The sequence below is a fragment of the Streptomyces sp. NPDC029296 genome, from assembly GCF_055569255.1.
On sequence record NZ_JBVHXT010000011.1, the window covers coordinates 118,365 to 132,943 of the forward strand.

At 73.6% G+C, this 14,579-nt stretch carries 14 protein-coding genes and 1 pseudogene; 7 read left to right on the plus strand and 8 right to left on the minus strand.

Annotated elements, in window-relative coordinates; all coding sequences use genetic code 11:
• Positions 1-59: 59 nt before the first annotated feature.
• Positions 60-2,450 carry an ATP-binding cassette domain-containing protein gene (locus ACZ4W9_RS12480; RefSeq protein WP_467935097.1) on the plus strand — a complete coding sequence of 797 codons (2,391 nt, stop codon included), beginning with the start codon at positions 60-62 and terminating at the stop codon, positions 2,448-2,450.
• An 11-nt stretch (positions 2,451-2,461) separates the two neighbouring features.
• Here the strand turns inward: ACZ4W9_RS12480 and ACZ4W9_RS12485 are convergent, their stop codons facing one another.
• The 3 genes from ACZ4W9_RS12485 to ACZ4W9_RS12495 are packed head-to-tail and all read right to left on the minus strand — an operon-like array spanning position 2,462 to position 5,804.
• Positions 2,462-4,516: a HelD family protein gene (locus tag ACZ4W9_RS12485; RefSeq protein ID WP_467935098.1), complete on the minus strand. Its 2,055-nt coding sequence runs from the start codon at positions 4,514-4,516 to the stop codon at positions 2,462-2,464.
• A gap of 49 nt (positions 4,517-4,565) precedes the next feature.
• Positions 4,566-5,180, minus strand: coding sequence for a TetR family transcriptional regulator (locus ACZ4W9_RS12490; protein WP_467935099.1), 615 nt, complete (start codon positions 5,178-5,180; stop codon positions 4,566-4,568).
• Positions 5,181-5,213: 33 nt separating this feature from the next.
• Positions 5,214-5,804 (minus strand): RsiG family protein, encoded by a 591-nt coding sequence (locus ACZ4W9_RS12495; RefSeq protein ID WP_467935100.1) that lies wholly within the window; start codon positions 5,802-5,804, stop codon positions 5,214-5,216.
• Between the two features lie 171 nt (positions 5,805-5,975).
• On the opposite strand from ACZ4W9_RS12495, the gene dtd reads away from it, so the two are divergent.
• Positions 5,976-6,401, plus strand: a complete 426-nt coding sequence (gene dtd / locus ACZ4W9_RS12500) for a D-aminoacyl-tRNA deacylase (RefSeq protein ID WP_467935102.1) — start codon at positions 5,976-5,978, stop codon at positions 6,399-6,401.
• A 70-nt stretch (positions 6,402-6,471) separates the two neighbouring features.
• Here dtd and ygfZ read toward each other — a convergent pair whose 3' ends face one another.
• From ygfZ to ACZ4W9_RS12520, 4 genes are all read right to left on the minus strand, one after another.
• The gene (gene ygfZ / locus ACZ4W9_RS12505) at positions 6,472-7,437 is read right to left on the minus strand and encodes a CAF17-like 4Fe-4S cluster assembly/insertion protein YgfZ (RefSeq protein WP_467935103.1); all 966 of its coding nucleotides are present in this window, start codon (positions 7,435-7,437) and stop codon (positions 6,472-6,474) included.
• 9 nt (positions 7,438-7,446) lie between these two features.
• Entirely contained in the window at positions 7,447-7,884 is a 438-nt protein-coding gene (locus ACZ4W9_RS12510) for a Fur family transcriptional regulator (RefSeq protein WP_467935104.1), read from the minus strand.
• Between the two features lie 16 nt (positions 7,885-7,900).
• On the minus strand, positions 7,901-8,476 hold the full coding sequence (locus ACZ4W9_RS12515) for a heme-binding beta-barrel domain-containing protein (RefSeq protein ID WP_467935106.1): 576 nt from the start codon (positions 8,474-8,476) through the stop codon (positions 7,901-7,903).
• 244 nt (positions 8,477-8,720) lie between these two features.
• The gene (locus tag ACZ4W9_RS12520; protein ID WP_467935190.1) at positions 8,721-9,836 is read right to left on the minus strand and encodes a tetratricopeptide repeat protein; all 1,116 of its coding nucleotides are present in this window, start codon (positions 9,834-9,836) and stop codon (positions 8,721-8,723) included.
• Between the two features lie 310 nt (positions 9,837-10,146).
• Between ACZ4W9_RS12520 and ACZ4W9_RS12525 the strand changes: the two genes are divergently transcribed.
• The 5 genes from ACZ4W9_RS12525 (at position 10,147) to ACZ4W9_RS12545 (ending at position 14,068) form a co-directional block, all read left to right on the plus strand.
• Complete coding sequence (locus ACZ4W9_RS12525; protein ID WP_467935107.1) at positions 10,147-10,272, plus strand: hypothetical protein; 126 nt, start codon at positions 10,147-10,149, stop codon at positions 10,270-10,272.
• 155 nt (positions 10,273-10,427) lie between these two features.
• The gene (locus ACZ4W9_RS12530) at positions 10,428-12,266 is read left to right on the plus strand and encodes an albusnodin/ikarugamycin family macrolactam cyclase (protein WP_467935108.1); all 1,839 of its coding nucleotides are present in this window, start codon (positions 10,428-10,430) and stop codon (positions 12,264-12,266) included.
• Complete coding sequence (locus ACZ4W9_RS12535; RefSeq protein ID WP_467935109.1) at positions 12,250-12,549, plus strand: PqqD family protein; 300 nt, start codon at positions 12,250-12,252, stop codon at positions 12,547-12,549. The genes ACZ4W9_RS12530 and ACZ4W9_RS12535 overlap by 17 nt, the downstream gene beginning before the upstream one ends.
• Positions 12,550-12,554: 5 nt before the next feature.
• Entirely contained in the window at positions 12,555-12,968 is a 414-nt protein-coding gene (locus ACZ4W9_RS12540) for a lasso peptide biosynthesis B2 protein (RefSeq protein WP_467935191.1), read from the plus strand.
• Between the two features lie 89 nt (positions 12,969-13,057).
• Positions 13,058-14,068: a protein-L-isoaspartate O-methyltransferase family protein gene (locus ACZ4W9_RS12545; RefSeq protein ID WP_467935111.1), complete on the plus strand. Its 1,011-nt coding sequence runs from the start codon at positions 13,058-13,060 to the stop codon at positions 14,066-14,068.
• 18 nt (positions 14,069-14,086) lie between these two features.
• On the opposite strand, the pseudogene ACZ4W9_RS12550 reads toward ACZ4W9_RS12545, so the two are convergent.
• Positions 14,087-14,320 (minus strand): annotated as a pseudogene (locus ACZ4W9_RS12550) (DUF397 domain-containing protein); the annotation flags it as partial.
• Between the last annotated feature and the right edge of the window lie 259 nt (positions 14,321-14,579).

Sequence of the window (14,579 nt, forward strand, 5' to 3'; positions counted from 1 at the left end):
GAAGCGGGCGGGCGGGTCGCGCCGCTAGCGTGGCGGGGGCTTCACGGACGGGAGAGACGATGAGCATGACCACGAGGACGGACGACGCGGTGACGGCACCGCACGCCGCCGACGGCCACGAGCTGATCCGGGTGCAGGGCGCGCGGGAGAACAACCTCAGGAACGTCAGCGTCGGGATCCCCAAGCGCCGGCTGACGGTGTTCACGGGCGTCTCCGGGTCGGGCAAGAGCTCCCTGGTGTTCGACACCATCGCCGCGGAGTCACAGCGGCTGATCAACGAGACGTACAGCGCGTTCGTGCAGGGCTTCATGCCCACGCTGGCGCGGCCCGACGTGGACGTGCTCGACGGGCTGACCACCGCGATCATCGTGGACCAGCAGCGGATGGGCGCCGACCCGCGCTCCACGGTCGGCACCGCCACCGACGCCAACGCGATGCTGCGCATCCTCTTCAGCCGGCTCGGCACCCCGCACATCGGCTCGCCCAAGGCGTTCTCCTTCAACGTCGCCTCCATCAGCGGGGCTGGCGCGGTCACCCTGGAGCGCGGCGGGAAGACGGTGAAGGAGCGCCGCGAGTTCAGCATCACCGGCGGCATGTGCCCGCGCTGCGAGGGCCGCGGCACGGTCACCGACATCGACCTGACGCAGCTCTACGACGCCGGCAAGTCCCTCAACGAGGGCGCGCTCACCATCCCCGGCTACAAGCCCGGCGGCTGGAACCACCGCCTCTACACCGAGTCCGGCCTCTACGACCCGGACAAGCCGATCCGCGACTTCGGCAAGCGGGAGCTGGACGACTTCCTGTACCGCGAGCCGACCCGCATGAAGATCGCGGGCATCAACATGACGTACGAGGGGCTCGTCCCGCGCATCCAGAAGTCCATGCTCGCCAAGGACCGCGAGGCGATGCAGCCGCACATCCGGGAGTTCGTGGACCGCGCGGTCACCTTCACCACCTGTCCCGGCTGCGACGGCACCCGGCTCGGCGAGGCCGCCCGCTCCTCGAAGATCAAGGGGATCAGCATCGCCGACGCCTGCGCGATGCAGATCAGCGACCTGGCCGCGTGGCTGCGGGAGCTGGACGAGCCGTCCGTGGCACCGCTGCTCGCCTCGCTGCGCGACACCCTGGACTCGTTCGTGGAGATCGGGCTCGGCTACCTCTCCCTGGACCGGCCCGCGGGCACCCTCTCGGGCGGCGAGGCACAGCGTACGAAGATGATCCGCCACCTCGGCTCCTCGCTCACCGACGTCACCTACGTCTTCGACGAGCCGACCGCCGGTCTGCACCCGCACGACATCCGGCGGATGAACGACCTGCTGCTGCGCCTGCGGGACAAGGGCAACACGGTGCTCGTCGTGGAGCACAAGCCGGAGGTCATCGCGATCGCCGACCACGTGGTGGACCTCGGGCCGGGCGCCGGCACGGCCGGCGGCACCGTCTGCTTCGAGGGCACCGTCGCCGGGCTGCGCGCCGCCCGCACGCTCACCGGCCGCCATCTGGACGACCGGGCCGCGCCGAAGAAGACGGTGCGCGAGCCGTCCGGCGCGCTGGAGATCCGCGGTGCCACCGCCCACAACCTGAAGGACGTCGACGTCGACGTGCCGCTCGGGGTGCTGACCGTCGTCACCGGGGTGGCCGGGTCGGGCAAGAGTTCGCTGGTGCGCGGGTCGATACCGGCCGGTGCGGGCGTGGTCTTCGTCGACCAGGCCCCGATCCGCGGTTCGCGGCGCAGCAACCCGGCCACGTACACCGGGCTGCTGGAGCCGGTCCGCAAGGCGTTCGCCAAGGCCAACGGGGTCAAGCCGGCACTGTTCAGCGCGAACTCCGAGGGCGCCTGCCCGGCCTGCAACGGTGCCGGGGTCGTCTACACCGACCTGGCGATCATGGCCGGGGTCGCCACCACCTGCGAGGAGTGCGAGGGCCGGCGGTTCGACGCCTCGGTGCTGGAGTACCGGCTCGGCGGCCGGGACATCAGCGAGGTGCTGGCGATGACGGTGGAGCAGGCCGGGGAGTTCTTCGGCACCGGTGAGGCCCGTACCCCGGCCGCGCACCGGATCCTGCGGAACCTGGCCGACGTGGGCCTCGGCTACCTCGCCCTCGGCCAGCCGCTGACCACGCTGTCCGGCGGCGAGCGGCAGCGGCTGAAGCTGGCCACGCACATGTCCGAGAAGGGCGGGATCTACGTCCTGGACGAGCCGACCACCGGGCTGCACCCGGCCGATGTGGAGCAACTGCTCGGCCTGCTGGACCGGCTGGTCGACGCGGGCAAGTCGGTGATCGTCATCGAGCACCACCAGGCGGTCATGGCGCACGCGGACTGGATCATCGACCTCGGCCCGGGCGCCGGCCACGACGGCGGCCGGATCGTCTTCGAGGGCACCCCCGCCGACCTGGTCGCGGCCCGCTCGACCGTCACGGGCGAGCACCTGGCGGAGTACGTCGGCGGCTGAGCCCTGCCTGTTCAGAACGGCAGCGGGCGGGCGTGCACCACGTCCAGGCGGGAGACCGCCCGGGTCAGCACCACGTACAGCCGGTGCGCGCCCCGCTCCTCCGCCTCCACCACGGCGGCCGGTTCCACGGCGACGACGTGGTCGTACTCCAGGCCCTTGACCAGGCTCGCGGGGACGACGGCCAGCCGGGCGCCGAGCGCGTCCGGTCCGGCGGGGCCGAGGCCGGCCCCGGCCAGGGCCGCCCGCACCCGGCCGGCGTCGGCGTCCGCCGTGATCACCCCGACCGACCCCTCCCGGGCGAGGGCGTCGCGGACGGCGGTCACGGTGGTGGCGAGCACGTCCTCCGCCGGGCGCAGGGTCAGCTCGCCGTCCGTGCGCAGCGAGGTGGCCGGGGGCACGGCGACGCCGAGCCGGGCGAGCAGCCGGTTGGCCGGTTCCAGCACGGCGGCCGGCACCCGGAAGCCGTGGGTCAGCGGCAGCACGGCCGCGTCCGGCCGGCCGAGGTGGCGCAGCTGGACGGACCAGTCCCGGGCGGCCCAGGGGGTGGTGCCCTGGGCGAGGTCGCCGAGGACGGTGAGCGAGCCGAAGACGGCGCGGCGGGCGATGGCCCGGCACTCCATCGGGGAGAGGTCCTGCGCCTCGTCCACGACGATGTGGCCGTAGCCCCCGGGGTGTTCGATCAGCCCGGCCAGCTCGTCCAGCAGGACCAGGTCGGCGGCCGACCAGCGGGCGGACTTGTACGAGCGGGGCGGGCGCGGCCACCGCAGCGCCGCCTGCTCCCCGGCGTCCAGCAGTCCGTCGGCGGCCCGGGCCAGCGCCCGCGCGTCGGTGAGGAGGTGGGCGAGGACCTCCTCGGGGCGGACCTTCGGCCACACCGCGTCGAGCTGCGCGGTCAGCGGCCGGCACCGCTCGATGCGGCGGACCCAGGCGGCGGGCAGCACCCCGGAGCGCCGTTCGGCCTGCTCGCGCAGCCGTCGTACCACCCGGGTGCGCACCCGCTCCCGGCCGGTGGCGTAGGGGGGTTCCTCGGCGCGGACCTCGGCCACCAGGGCGGCCAGGTCGGCGGCGGGCACCCGCCAGCGGTAGGAGCCGTCCGGGACGGCGAGGTCGCGCACGCCGTCGGTGCTCACGCGCGCGTACAGCGCCCGGCGCAGCACCTCGGCCATGCGCGGGTCGTGTTTGACGACGGCCGTGGGCAGCGGGTCGGTGCCGGTGGCCGGGTGCCGGGCGATCTCGTCCAGCAGGGTGCTCTGGCGGTAGCCTCGGTCGGTCGTGCCGTGCCGGGCGGTCTCGCCGAGCGAGGGCAGCACCTCGGCGATGTACCGCAGAAAGGTCGGGTTGGGGCCGAGGATCAGCAGGCCGGAGCGCTGGAGCCGCTTGGGGTGGGTGTAGAGCAGGTACGCGGCCCGGTGCAGGCCGACGGCGGTCTTGCCGGTGCCGGGCGCGCCCTGGACGCACACCGATGCGGCGAGGTCGGCGCGGACCAGGTCGTCCTGCTCGGGCTGGATGGTGGCGGCGATGTCCCGCATGGGTCCGACGCGGGGCCGCTCGATCTCGCGGGCCACGATGTCGCTGGCCCGCGACTCGCCCCGGCCCAGGTGCTCGTCCTCCAGCGCGGTGAGGTCGGCGGCGTCGCCCCGGCTGCCCGGGGCCCAGCCGAACCGGCGGCGCACCTCCACGCCCCGCGGGTCGGTGGCGCTCGCCTGGTAGAAGGCGCGGGAGACGGGGGCCCGCCAGTCGACGACGAGGGGCGGGGTGGCCGGGTCCTCGGTGATGCGCAGCCGGCCCACGTGGTAGCTCTGCCCGCCGTGCCCGGGGTGGCCGGCGGCGAAGTCGAGCCGGCCGAAGAACAGCGGTCCGGGGGGCAGTTCGCGCAGCGCCTTGGCCTGGCTGCGCAACCGGTGGCCGAGGACTTCGGCGTCGGCTCCGGAGGCGGAGACGTCCTCGCCGACGACGACCTGTTCGGCGGCTCCGTCGACCATCGCGGCGAGGGCCGCGCGGCAGGCGTCGTGGTAGGCGCGTTCGGTGTGCAGGGCTTCCGTGAGGGCGGGGTCGGTCGACGTCATGGCGCCAGCCTACGCCAGAACGTTACCGAGTTACATTTTTAACCGAGTCTCAGCGCCCGGTCCTCAGCTCCGGCAGTCCCTCCGCCAGCCGCCCGAACGCCCGCTCCGCCGCCCGTACGGCGTCCGGCGCGACCCGCTCGGCCGGCTCCCCCGCCGCGATCCGCCGCCAGTTCTCCAGGGCCAGGACCCGCTGGACGGCGACGATCTGACCGGCGGCCAGCCGCGCGTCCAGATCGCCGCCGAGCGCCTCGGCGAGCGCCGCCTCCGCGCGTTCCTGATGGGCGTACGCCCGCGCCACCAGGGACGGGGTGCCGTAGAGCAGCCGGTGGAAGGCCAGCACCTCGGGGTGGTCGTTCAGGCCGGTCACCGGGTCGCGCCGGTCCAGCCCGGCCAGGAAGTGCCGGCGCAGCGCGGCCACCGGGTCCGCCGCCCCGGCGACCACCCGCGCGGCCTCCGTCTCGTGGTCGGCGATCCGGTGCAGGACCAGGTCCTCCTTGGCCGGGAAGTACCGGAAGAGGGTCGGCTTGGAGATCCCGGCCGCGGCGGCGACCTCCGCCACGGACACCGCGTCGAAGCCGCGCTCCAGGAACAGCCGTACGGCGATGTCCGACACGTCCTCGTACATCCGCCGCTTCTTGCGCTCGCGCAGGCCCATCTCACCCATGGGGGGAGCCTACGCAGCCGGTCCGCGCCCCGCTCACGTCAGCAGGTCGTCCACCTGCGCCTCGCCCTCCCGGTACCGGCGGGTGATCTCCCCGCTGCAGTCGTCGGCGGTGCGCTGGAGCCGCTGACGGCAGCGCGAGACCTCCTGCTCGTAACGGACCAGGCGGCCCATGGCGGCGGTCAGCTCCGGGTCGGTCCGCGCCGTCAGGTCCGACAGTTCCACCTCGGCGAGCATCTCGGCGGCCAGCCGCCCGTACTCCTCGTTGTGCGGGGTGCCGAGCGTGAGATGGCGGGCCGAGGAGCGCTGCCGGGCCGGGGCGTCGCGCAGGATCTCCGGGAGCCGGTCGACCACGGAGCCGTCGGCGGGCGCCGGCACGGACGCCCGGCCGCGCCGGCCCAGCTCGGCGCGCAGGATGTCGATGCGGCCCTGGAGCAGCCGCCGCACATAGCTGAGGTCCGCCTCGTCCCGCTGGGCGTCGCGGCGCAGGGTGCGCAGCTCGGGCAGGCTCAGCCGGGCCAGGCCGGGTGCGTCGGGCGCGGGGTCCGGGGCGCCGTCGGTGCGCTGCGCGGGCGGCCGGTGCGTCCCCGGTGTCCCCAGCCGCCCGCTCGTGCTCGGTGTGCTCATCTGCGTGTGACCGTCCCCTCGACCGGCGTGTGGGAAGCATCGTGCCACCCCAACCGGCCGCTATGTGACCGAGAGCCCCCGAACGGCCCCAGATGGGCGGTAACGGATCCATACCGGCTCCCGCCCGGGCCCCGTGCGGGCGGGTACGGGACACCGGGCATCATGGCCTGCATGCGTGCGGTGGTGCAGAGGGTGGACGGCGCGAGCGTCGTCGTGGACGGCGAGACGGTCGGCGCGATCGAGGGCGAGGGGCTGTGCGTCCTGGTCGGGGTGACCCACGAGGACACCAAGGAGAAGGCGGCCCGGCTGGCGCGCAAGCTGTGGACGATCCGGATGCTCCAGGGCGAGCGGTCGTGCGGTGACACCGGGGCGCCGCTGCTGGTGATCAGCCAGTTCACCCTCTACGGCGACGCCCGCAAGGGCCGCCGCCCGACCTGGAACGCGGCCGCCCCCGGCGACGTCGCCGAGCCCCTGGTCGACGAGGTCGTGGCGCAGCTCCGCGCCTTGGGCGCCACGGTGGCGACGGGCCGCTTCGGCGCCCGGATGCGCGTGAACCTGACGAACGACGGTCCGTTCACGGTGGTGCTGGAGATGTGAGCGCCGCCGGGGGCGACGCCCGCAGGGGACGCGAGGCCGCGGCCGACGGCCCCGCGCCCGTCGGCCGCGGCTACGGCTCGACCACGACCTCCTGGGCCGCCGCCGTCTCCCCGGCCAGCAGCCGCGCGTCGGCCGGTACGTTCCGCTTCACCAGCGCCAGCGCCACCGGACCCAGCTCGTGGTGGCGTACGGACGTCGTCACGAAGCCGACCTTGCGGCCCTCCGGCCCCTCGTCCGCGACCCGGATCCCGGTCCCCGGCACCGGCAGGTGCACGTCGCTGCCGTCCAGGTGCAGGAAGACCAGCCGGCGCGGCGGCTTGCCCAGGTTCTGCACCCGGGCGACCGTCTCCTGCCCGCGGTAGCAGCCCTTCTGCAGGTGCACGGCCGTACCGATCCAGCCCAGCTCGTGCGGGATGGTCCGGTGGTCGGTCTCGAACCCGAGCCGCGGCCGGTGCTGTTCGACCCGCAGCGCCTCGTAGGCGAGCAGCCCCGCGGCGGGGCCGTGCGAGGCGGCGAACGACTCCAGCTCCGCGCGCGGCAGGAACAGATCGCGGCCGTACGCCGTCTCGCGCACGACGACCCCGTCCGGCACGCCGGCGATGGACCCGGCGGGCAGGTGGACCACGGCGATGTCGGCGGTGCGGTCGGCGACCTCCACCCGGTAGAAGAACTTCATCGACTCCAGGTACGCGATCAGCGCGTCCTGGGTACCGGGCTCGACGTGCGCCCAGACGGTCGTCCCGTCGTCCACCAGATACAGCGCGTGTTCGATGTGCCCGTGCGCGGAGAGGATCAGGGCCTCGGTGGCCTCGCCCGCGGGCAGGTCGCTGACGTGCTGGGTGAGCAGCAGATGCAGCCAGCTCAGCCGGTCGTCACCGCTGACGGTGACGACGCCGCGATGGGACAGGTCGACGAAACCGGTGCCGTCGGCGAGGGCGCGCTGCTCGCGGAACAGGTCGCCGTAGTGGGCGGCGACACCTTCGTCCACACCCTCGGCGGGGACGGCGCCGGGCAGGGACAGCAGGGGGCTCTTCATGACGCAAGCCTACGACGTGGTACTCGAACCCTTCAGGGAGCAGTCCTGACACCGGCCGAAGATCGCGAAGTGCTTCATGTCGGTGTCGAACCCGAACTGCTGCCGCAGCTTGGCCGTGAACTCGGCGGCCACCCCCACGTCCGCCTCGATGACGTCCTCGCAGTCCCGGCACACCAGGTGCAGATGGTGGTGCCGGTCGGCGAGGTGGTAGGTGGGCGCGCCGTGCCCGAGGTGGGCGTGGCTGACGAGGCCCAGCTCCTCCAGCAGCTCCAGCGTCCGGTAGACGGTGGAAATGTTGACCCCCGACGCCGTCTTCCTCACTTCCACGAGGATGTCGTCGGGGGTCGCGTGCTCGAGGGTGTCGACGGCTTCGAGGACAAGCTGCCGCTGCGGCGTCAGCCGGTAACCGCGCTGCCTGAGGTCGCTCTTCCAGTCGGTGCTCACCACACCGACGAGTCTAGGACTACTTGAAGAAAGCGATGCCGTCGTCCGGCATGTCGTCGGGGAGGGCCTTGGCCCAGCGCTCGACGTCCTCGGGGGTGACGACCTTCTTGAGCTGGGCCGACATGTAGGGGCGCAGCGCGACCTCGGGGGTCTGCTTCTCGCCCACCCACATCAGGTCGCTCTTCACGTAGCCGTACAGCCGCTTGCCGCCGCTGTACGCGGGCGAGCCCGGGGTGCGGGCGACGGCGTCCGTCACCAGGTCGATCTGCGGCTTCTTGTCGGCCATCTCGCCGTACCAGATCTCGATGACGCCGTCGTCGCGGGTCATCGTGACCTCGACCTTGCGGTCGGCGTCGATCCGCCAGAAGCCGTACTCCGACTCCAGCGGGCGGACCTTGTTGCCGTCCTTGTCCAGCACCCAGGTGTGGGAGCGGTACTCCAGGAAGTCCCGGCCGTCGTGGGTGAAGCTGACCTCCTGCCCGAAGTTGCACTTCTCAGAGCCGGGGAAGTCGTGCACGCCCGCGCCCGCCCAGTTGCCGAGCAGGAAGGCGAGCGGGACAAGGTCCTTGTGCAGGTCGGACGGGATCTCGATCATGACGGAGGCTTTCCTAGAGGGGGGTCAGCGCTGGCCCTGGTACAGCTTCTTCACGGTCAGACCGGCGAAGGCGAGCACGCCGACGCAGACCAGGACCAGCAGGGTTTCGAAGAAGATCTCCACGGGTGCTCCTTGAGCGAGGGTGGGCATACGACAGAGCCGGAGCCCAGCTTACGCGGCCGGGCCCCGGCCCTCTGTGCGAGGTGTGCGGTAGCAGGTCACCTCGGCGTCGGTCAGGGGCGCCTCACGCGCGGGCGGCGATGCGCTCGCCGAGCTCGGCGGCGGCCGGGCTGTCGGGGATCGAGGGCAGGCGGGCGGCGATGTTGGTCAGGCCGTCGTTGATCCGGACGGACTGCACGCCGTCGGCGCAGTCGAGGAACTCGGTCCAAGTGGCCAGGGCGGTCTCGATGTTGCCGCGCTTGAGCTGGACGTGACCGAGATCGGCGAGCACGATCGCCCGGGTGCGCCTGCGGTCGAGGCCGTGGATGTCGAGGGCGAGGTGGAGGTGTTCCCCAGCGGCGGCGAGGTCGCCGAGCTTGGCGTGGATCATGCCGGACTCGTGGGCCCACCTGCCGTGGCTGTAGTGGCTCGCCCAGGACTGCCCCGGCAGGGCGGGCGCGTGCTCGATCGCGGCCTGGGCGGAGGCGAGGAGCTTGGCGGCGGCGGTGCGGTCACCGTCGGCGGCTGCCGCGCGGGCGTGGGTGTTGCGGTAGTACGCGAGTGCCTTGGGGTTGGTCAGTTTGCGTCCGCGCTGCTCGCAGGCCTCGGCGAGCCGTACGGCGGTGGGGATGTGGCCGAGGTCGATGGCCTGGTCCGCGAGCCCGCGCAGGGCGGTGGCGGCGAGTTCGTTCTCGCCGGCCTCGGCGGCGAGCCGGTAGCTGTGCAGGTGGTACTTCTGGCTCAGGCCCTGGTTGCCCTCGTCACGGGCCATCCAGCCGATCAGGTGCACCAGCTCGCTGGTGGCGGCCAACAGTTCCCGCCCGGTCTTCTCGGTGTAGCGGCCGTCCAGCCACCGCTTGACGTCCACGGTCAGGTAGCGCACCGCGAGGTGGCGGGCGTGACCGCCGCCGAGCTCGGAGGCGGCATCGCCGAGGGTGGTGGTCATCGTGCGGACCGCGGCCACCTCGCCCATGCCGACCGCGACCGGGCCGGGCCGGTTCGCGCGGCGGGTGACCGCCTCGGCGTCGGGCAGGTCGAGCGCGGCCAGGCCGACAGCGGCGGACGCCGCGAGGAAGTGTCGTCGGTCCACGTCGCTGCCTCCCAGGAGCATGACCGAGGTCACGGTATCGGCGAACTGGCGGTCTCCATTGTCCTCGGACAGATCGACCTTGAGGACCTGTTCGATGAACGGCAGCCACACCCGGGGAACCCGTAAGCCCTTCTCCCACCGGTAGACCTGCTGCCGGTCGCAAAAGCCCGCCTTCCCCCAGCGCGCCACCGACAGCTCGTCCGCGAGCCTCTCCTGGCTGCACCTGGGCCGCCGCGCCTCGCGTGCGGCACGGATGCGTTCCCCGATGGTCATGTCCGGCCCGATCGTCGGTCCTGGTTCACAACTGGCCTACAGCTGGCAGACATTCTGGCAGCTCCTCGCGGCCCGCGTCCGGATGTTGACTGACGGTCACCAGCCCGGCGGCACAGGCGGCCGGGCACCGAGCGGAAGGAAGTCCGCCATGGACGAGAACACCACCCCGGACTACCAGGCCCCCGTCGTCCTCGACGCCGGCGCCGTCGTCGTGGTGACGCTGGGCACCAACAACTTCGACACCGCCGACGACACCCAGTACAAGAACGCCTGACCCGCGAACGGCCGGGGCCCGGTGAGGAGTCGAGTGCCACGCCCTGACCCCGGCAAGGAGGCGCCGGGCCTGCTTCGCTCCCGTGCCGGGGCACAGGGGCGGGCGGGCTCGGCGCCTTCGCCTTCCGACACGTATGGAGAAGGGAGAAGGCACCGATGAGGTGGAGCGCGGGGTGGTACGGGGCCGCCGGTAGCGACCGGCGGCCCGCCGGGGGCCGGGCGGTGCCGGGGCTGGACAGCACGTGGACGTGCGGGTGGCCGGCCGACCGGATCAGCGCGGTGGGCGACGGGCGGGCGGCGCTGGCGGTGATCGGCGAGTGCGGTGCCGACGAGTCCCGGCTCCGGGACGCGCTGCCGGTCGTACGGGCGAAAGGCTGGCGGGCGCTGACCCGGTGGCCCGGCTCATACCTCGTCGTCGCCCGCAGCGGCGACAACCTGGCGGTGATCGGGGACCTGGCCGGGCAGCAGCCGGTGTACTACCGGACCGATGCGGCCGGCTCGTGGTGGTCGACGGCCGCGTCCGCGCTCGCCGCGCTGGACGGCGCCCCCATCGATGTGACCGCGCTCGCCGCCCATCTCGCCTTCGGGCAGCCCGACGTGCTCGCCGGCCGGGGCCTGTTCCGCGATGTGCAGCGGGTGCCCGGCGGGCATCTGCTGCTGCTCGGCCCGGGCGGGGCGGCGGTGGAGCGGTACGAGCCGGTCTCCTACCCGCGGGTGGACCTGCGCGAACAGGCGCCGCTGGTGCGGGCCGCGCTCGCCGAAGCGGTCACCGCCCGCATCGACGGCCGGCCAGTCAGCGCGGACCTGGCGGGGCTGGACTCCACGACGCTCGCGTGCCTGGCCGCTCAACGGGGGCCGGTGGCCGCCGTGACGTTCGCCGACGAACGCCTGCGTGACGACGACCTGGCGTTCGCGGTCCGCACCGCGGCCACCGTGCCGGGGCTCACCCACCATACGGTCCCTGGCGCCCCGGACAGGGTGTACTACGGGGGCCTTGACGACCCGTCCGCTCTGCCGGTCACCGACGCCCCGAACGCGTACACGGCGACCGCGTCCATCAAGCGGGCCGTCCTGGACACGGTCGCCGCGAACACCCCGGGCCCGGGGGTGCACTTCACCGGCGCAGCCGGCGACGCCGTCCTGTCCGCCCCCTCCTCCTACCTCGCGGACCTGCTGCGCGAGCGCCTGCACCGCCGGGCCTTGCGGCACGCCCTCGCCCACGCCCGGCTGCGGCACACCTCCGTCTTCCACGTCCTCGCCCGCGTCCGCCCGGCCTCCAAGGCCGACCTGGCCGGGGCCTGGCGGCAGACGGCCGCCCATCTCCGCGGGCCCACCCGGGACTGGATTCCCCAGGCCCAGCGCCCCCTCGCCTGGACGCCGCTGCTGGCCTCGGCGGACTGGATGACCCAGGGTGCCCGGCGGCTGCTCGCGGCCGCCGTGGACGAGGCTGCGGGCACCCTCACCGACGCGCCGGCCCGGCTCGCGGACTGGTCCGACCGGCAGGACCTCGCGCGGGTCGGCGCGGACACTGCCGGGTGGCGGGCGCTCGCGCTCACCGGGCACGGCATCGAGCTGGCCGCCCCGTTCCTGGACAACGAGGTGATCCGGGCCTGCCTCGCCGTGCCCGCCGATCAACGCGGCGCCCCCGGCGCCTACAAGCCGCTGCTGGACGCGGCGTTCGCCGGCCGCCGGGTGCTGCCTGGCTTCGTGCTGGCCCGTACGACGAAGGGCGGGTTCAACGCCCTCGCGTACGCGGGCCTGCGCGACAACGCGCCCGTCCTGCGAGACCTGCTGGGGCCGTCGTCGCAGCTGGCCGCACTCGGCCTGGTCACCGAACAGCCGGTCGCCGACGCGCTCGCCCGGGCCGCTGCCGGGCAACCCACCGCCCAGGGCGCCCTGCACCTGGTGGTGGCCACCGAGGTGTGGCTGCGGCAGCACACCGCCGGCCCGGCGACGTGGTGGGAGGAGGTGGGCGGACGTGTGGCGGCTGTGTGAGGGCACCCACCCCGTGCTCACCGACGAGGGCGGCGCGATCCTCAGTGAACGGACCGGCCGCTGGTCCTACCTGACGCCGACCGCGTCGGCCGCCGTGCTGCTCCTGCTCTCCTCCAGCCAGGAGGAAGCCGCCGGCCAGTACGCCGAGCGGTACGGCATCGGCGCCGGGCAGGCCGCCACCGACGTCCGTACGGTCGCCGAGGCCCTGGCCGCCCAGGGCCTCGCCCACGACGGGGAAGCGGCAGCCCGGCCGCGCCGCTGGTGGAAGGGGTGGCGATCGTGACCAGCATGGAGGCGTACTCCACCGTCCGCAACGGCACCTTGGGCGAGCGCCTGGCCGCCGCGGCCGGGTTCGCGATCGCCCTGGCCCTGCTCCGGCTGCCGTTCCGGCACACCGTCCGGGCCGTCCGTTTCGCCCGCCGCCTGGCCCGGCGCGAGCTGGACGCGGCCCGGGCCGAGGCCGTCGTCGGCGCGGTACGGCACACCGCCCGCTGGTGGCCGGGCCGGGCCGCCTGCATGGAGACCTCCCTCGGCGCCGTGCTCGCCGCCGCTCTGCTCGGCCGCCGTCTCGACTGGTGCCTGGGGGCCCGGTTCGCCCCACCGCCGGTCGAGTACCACGCCTGGGTCGGGCTGCCCGGCCACGGCCCCGTCGGCGAGTACACGGACGCCGGATGGCACCACCACACCGCCCTGACGATCTGACCCGCCGACGAGCCGCCGGGCGCGTGTCCTTCACCCGCCCGGAGCAGTTGTCGCATACGAGTGCCCGTAGCCCCTCGAAGGAGTGAGCAGTGACCGCCGTCGCCGACGCCGCCGAGTCCGTCCCCGAACGCCACTACACCCACCACGACGGTCGCGGCGCCACCCCGCACCGCTCCAACCCGGTCGTGATCCACCGCGAGCTCACCACCCTCGACGTCCACGGCGGCATGAACGTCGCCGAGGTCGGCACCGGATCCGGCTACTCCGGAGCCCTGCTCGCCGAACTCGTCGGCCCCACCGGCGCCGTGACCAGCCTCGACATCGACGCCTACCTCGTGAAGTGGGCGAACCTCATCCACCACGAGCGCGGACTCGACCACATCCGCTGCCACGTCGCCGACGGCACCGCCGGCTTCCCCGAGCGGGCGCCGTACGACCGGATGGTGGCCTGGTGCACCCCGCCGCTGCTGCCCGAGGCGTGGGTGGACCAGGTCATCGACGGCGGCCTGATCGTCGCCCCGCTCCCGATCGCGACCGTCCCCAACATGACCGTGGTCGCCAGAATCCGCGTGAGCGGCGGCGAGCCGGCCGTGGAGGCGGTGTTCACCGGCGGCTACATCGAGGCGACCGGTTCCCCGAAGGACAACCTCGACCTGCCGGGCCGGTGGGTGGACTGGGAGAACCGCACCCCGGCCCCCGCGTGGATCTCCATCGCCTGGCGCGAGCGCGACGACCACCTCCACACCGGCGCCCGCACCGCGCTGGCCCGCCTGCTCAAGCACGCCCACACCGAGCCGTACGACGGAGGCGGGCTCGACTGGCCGTCCTGGCGGACCTTCACCGCCGCCCGGGCCGACCCGCAGCTGACCATGGCCGGCCTCAGCCCGGACCTGTGGGCCATCGGGCACTCCACCGGGACAACGGCCGCCGTCCTGCAGCAGAACGGCACGATCCTCGCCGACCGGCCCGATTCCCCGTCCCTCGCCGTCCTGCGCAACTGGCTGACCGCCTGGGAGGCCGCCGGCCGTCCCGCGCCCGAGACCTACGTCCCCGCCCTCATCCGAGGCGCGGAGGGCTGGCACCTGCGCCTCAACCGGTAGCAGGCGCCTTCGTGCCGGTCACCGCTCCGGCTTGATCCCGTCCCCGAAGGCGGCCCAGGCGTCCGCCCAGAAGACGAGGGCGCCACGAGCGGGGGCCTTGCTGTCGCGGACGGGGACGACGGAGGGGACGTTGTCGGCGACCTCTACGCAGTTACCGCCGTCCGAGTTGCTGTAGCTGCTCTTGCGCCAAGCGGCAGCGCTCAGGAAGTCGTCGGAGACCTCTACGCACGCGCCGCCGTCCGTGTTGCTGTAGCCCGGTCACCGCCAAACGCTGTGGCATCGCACTCCTGTTGAATTTGCTGAATTTGCCCGGCCCCCCATGGAAGTTGAGCCGCTCAACAGCCCGAACGCCGTTTTCACGCGCCATGCTCATAGGCCTCCGAACACGCAGCGTAGCCCTACAAGTGCGCTGCGCACGGGCGTTCTGGAAAGGAGCAGGTCGTGATGACGACGAACCGGAGTGGGAGGGTCGGCCCGCACCAACCCTGCCGACCCTGCCCCCGTCGCTCAG

Bases quoted from the DNA above. Each gene is read 5' to 3' on its own strand.
- ACZ4W9_RS12480 (WP_467935097.1), top strand. From the start codon at position 60: ATGAGCATGACCACGAGGACGGACGACGCGGTGACGGCACCGCACGCC.
- ACZ4W9_RS12485 (WP_467935098.1), bottom strand. From the start codon at position 4,516: ATGACGTCGACCGACCCCGCCCTCACGGAAGCCCTGCACACCGAACGC.
- ACZ4W9_RS12490 (WP_467935099.1), bottom strand. From the start codon at position 5,180: ATGGGTGAGATGGGCCTGCGCGAGCGCAAGAAGCGGCGGATGTACGAG.
- ACZ4W9_RS12495 (WP_467935100.1), bottom strand. From the start codon at position 5,804: ATGAGCACACCGAGCACGAGCGGGCGGCTGGGGACACCGGGGACGCAC.
- dtd (WP_467935102.1), top strand. From the start codon at position 5,976: ATGCGTGCGGTGGTGCAGAGGGTGGACGGCGCGAGCGTCGTCGTGGAC.
- ygfZ (WP_467935103.1), bottom strand. From the start codon at position 7,437: ATGAAGAGCCCCCTGCTGTCCCTGCCCGGCGCCGTCCCCGCCGAGGGT.
- ACZ4W9_RS12515 (WP_467935106.1), bottom strand. From the start codon at position 8,476: ATGATCGAGATCCCGTCCGACCTGCACAAGGACCTTGTCCCGCTCGCC.
- ACZ4W9_RS12525 (WP_467935107.1), top strand. From the start codon at position 10,147: ATGGACGAGAACACCACCCCGGACTACCAGGCCCCCGTCGTCCTCGAC.
- ACZ4W9_RS12530 (WP_467935108.1), top strand. From the start codon at position 10,428: ATGAGGTGGAGCGCGGGGTGGTACGGGGCCGCCGGTAGCGACCGGCGG.
- ACZ4W9_RS12540 (WP_467935191.1), top strand. From the start codon at position 12,555: ATGGAGGCGTACTCCACCGTCCGCAACGGCACCTTGGGCGAGCGCCTG.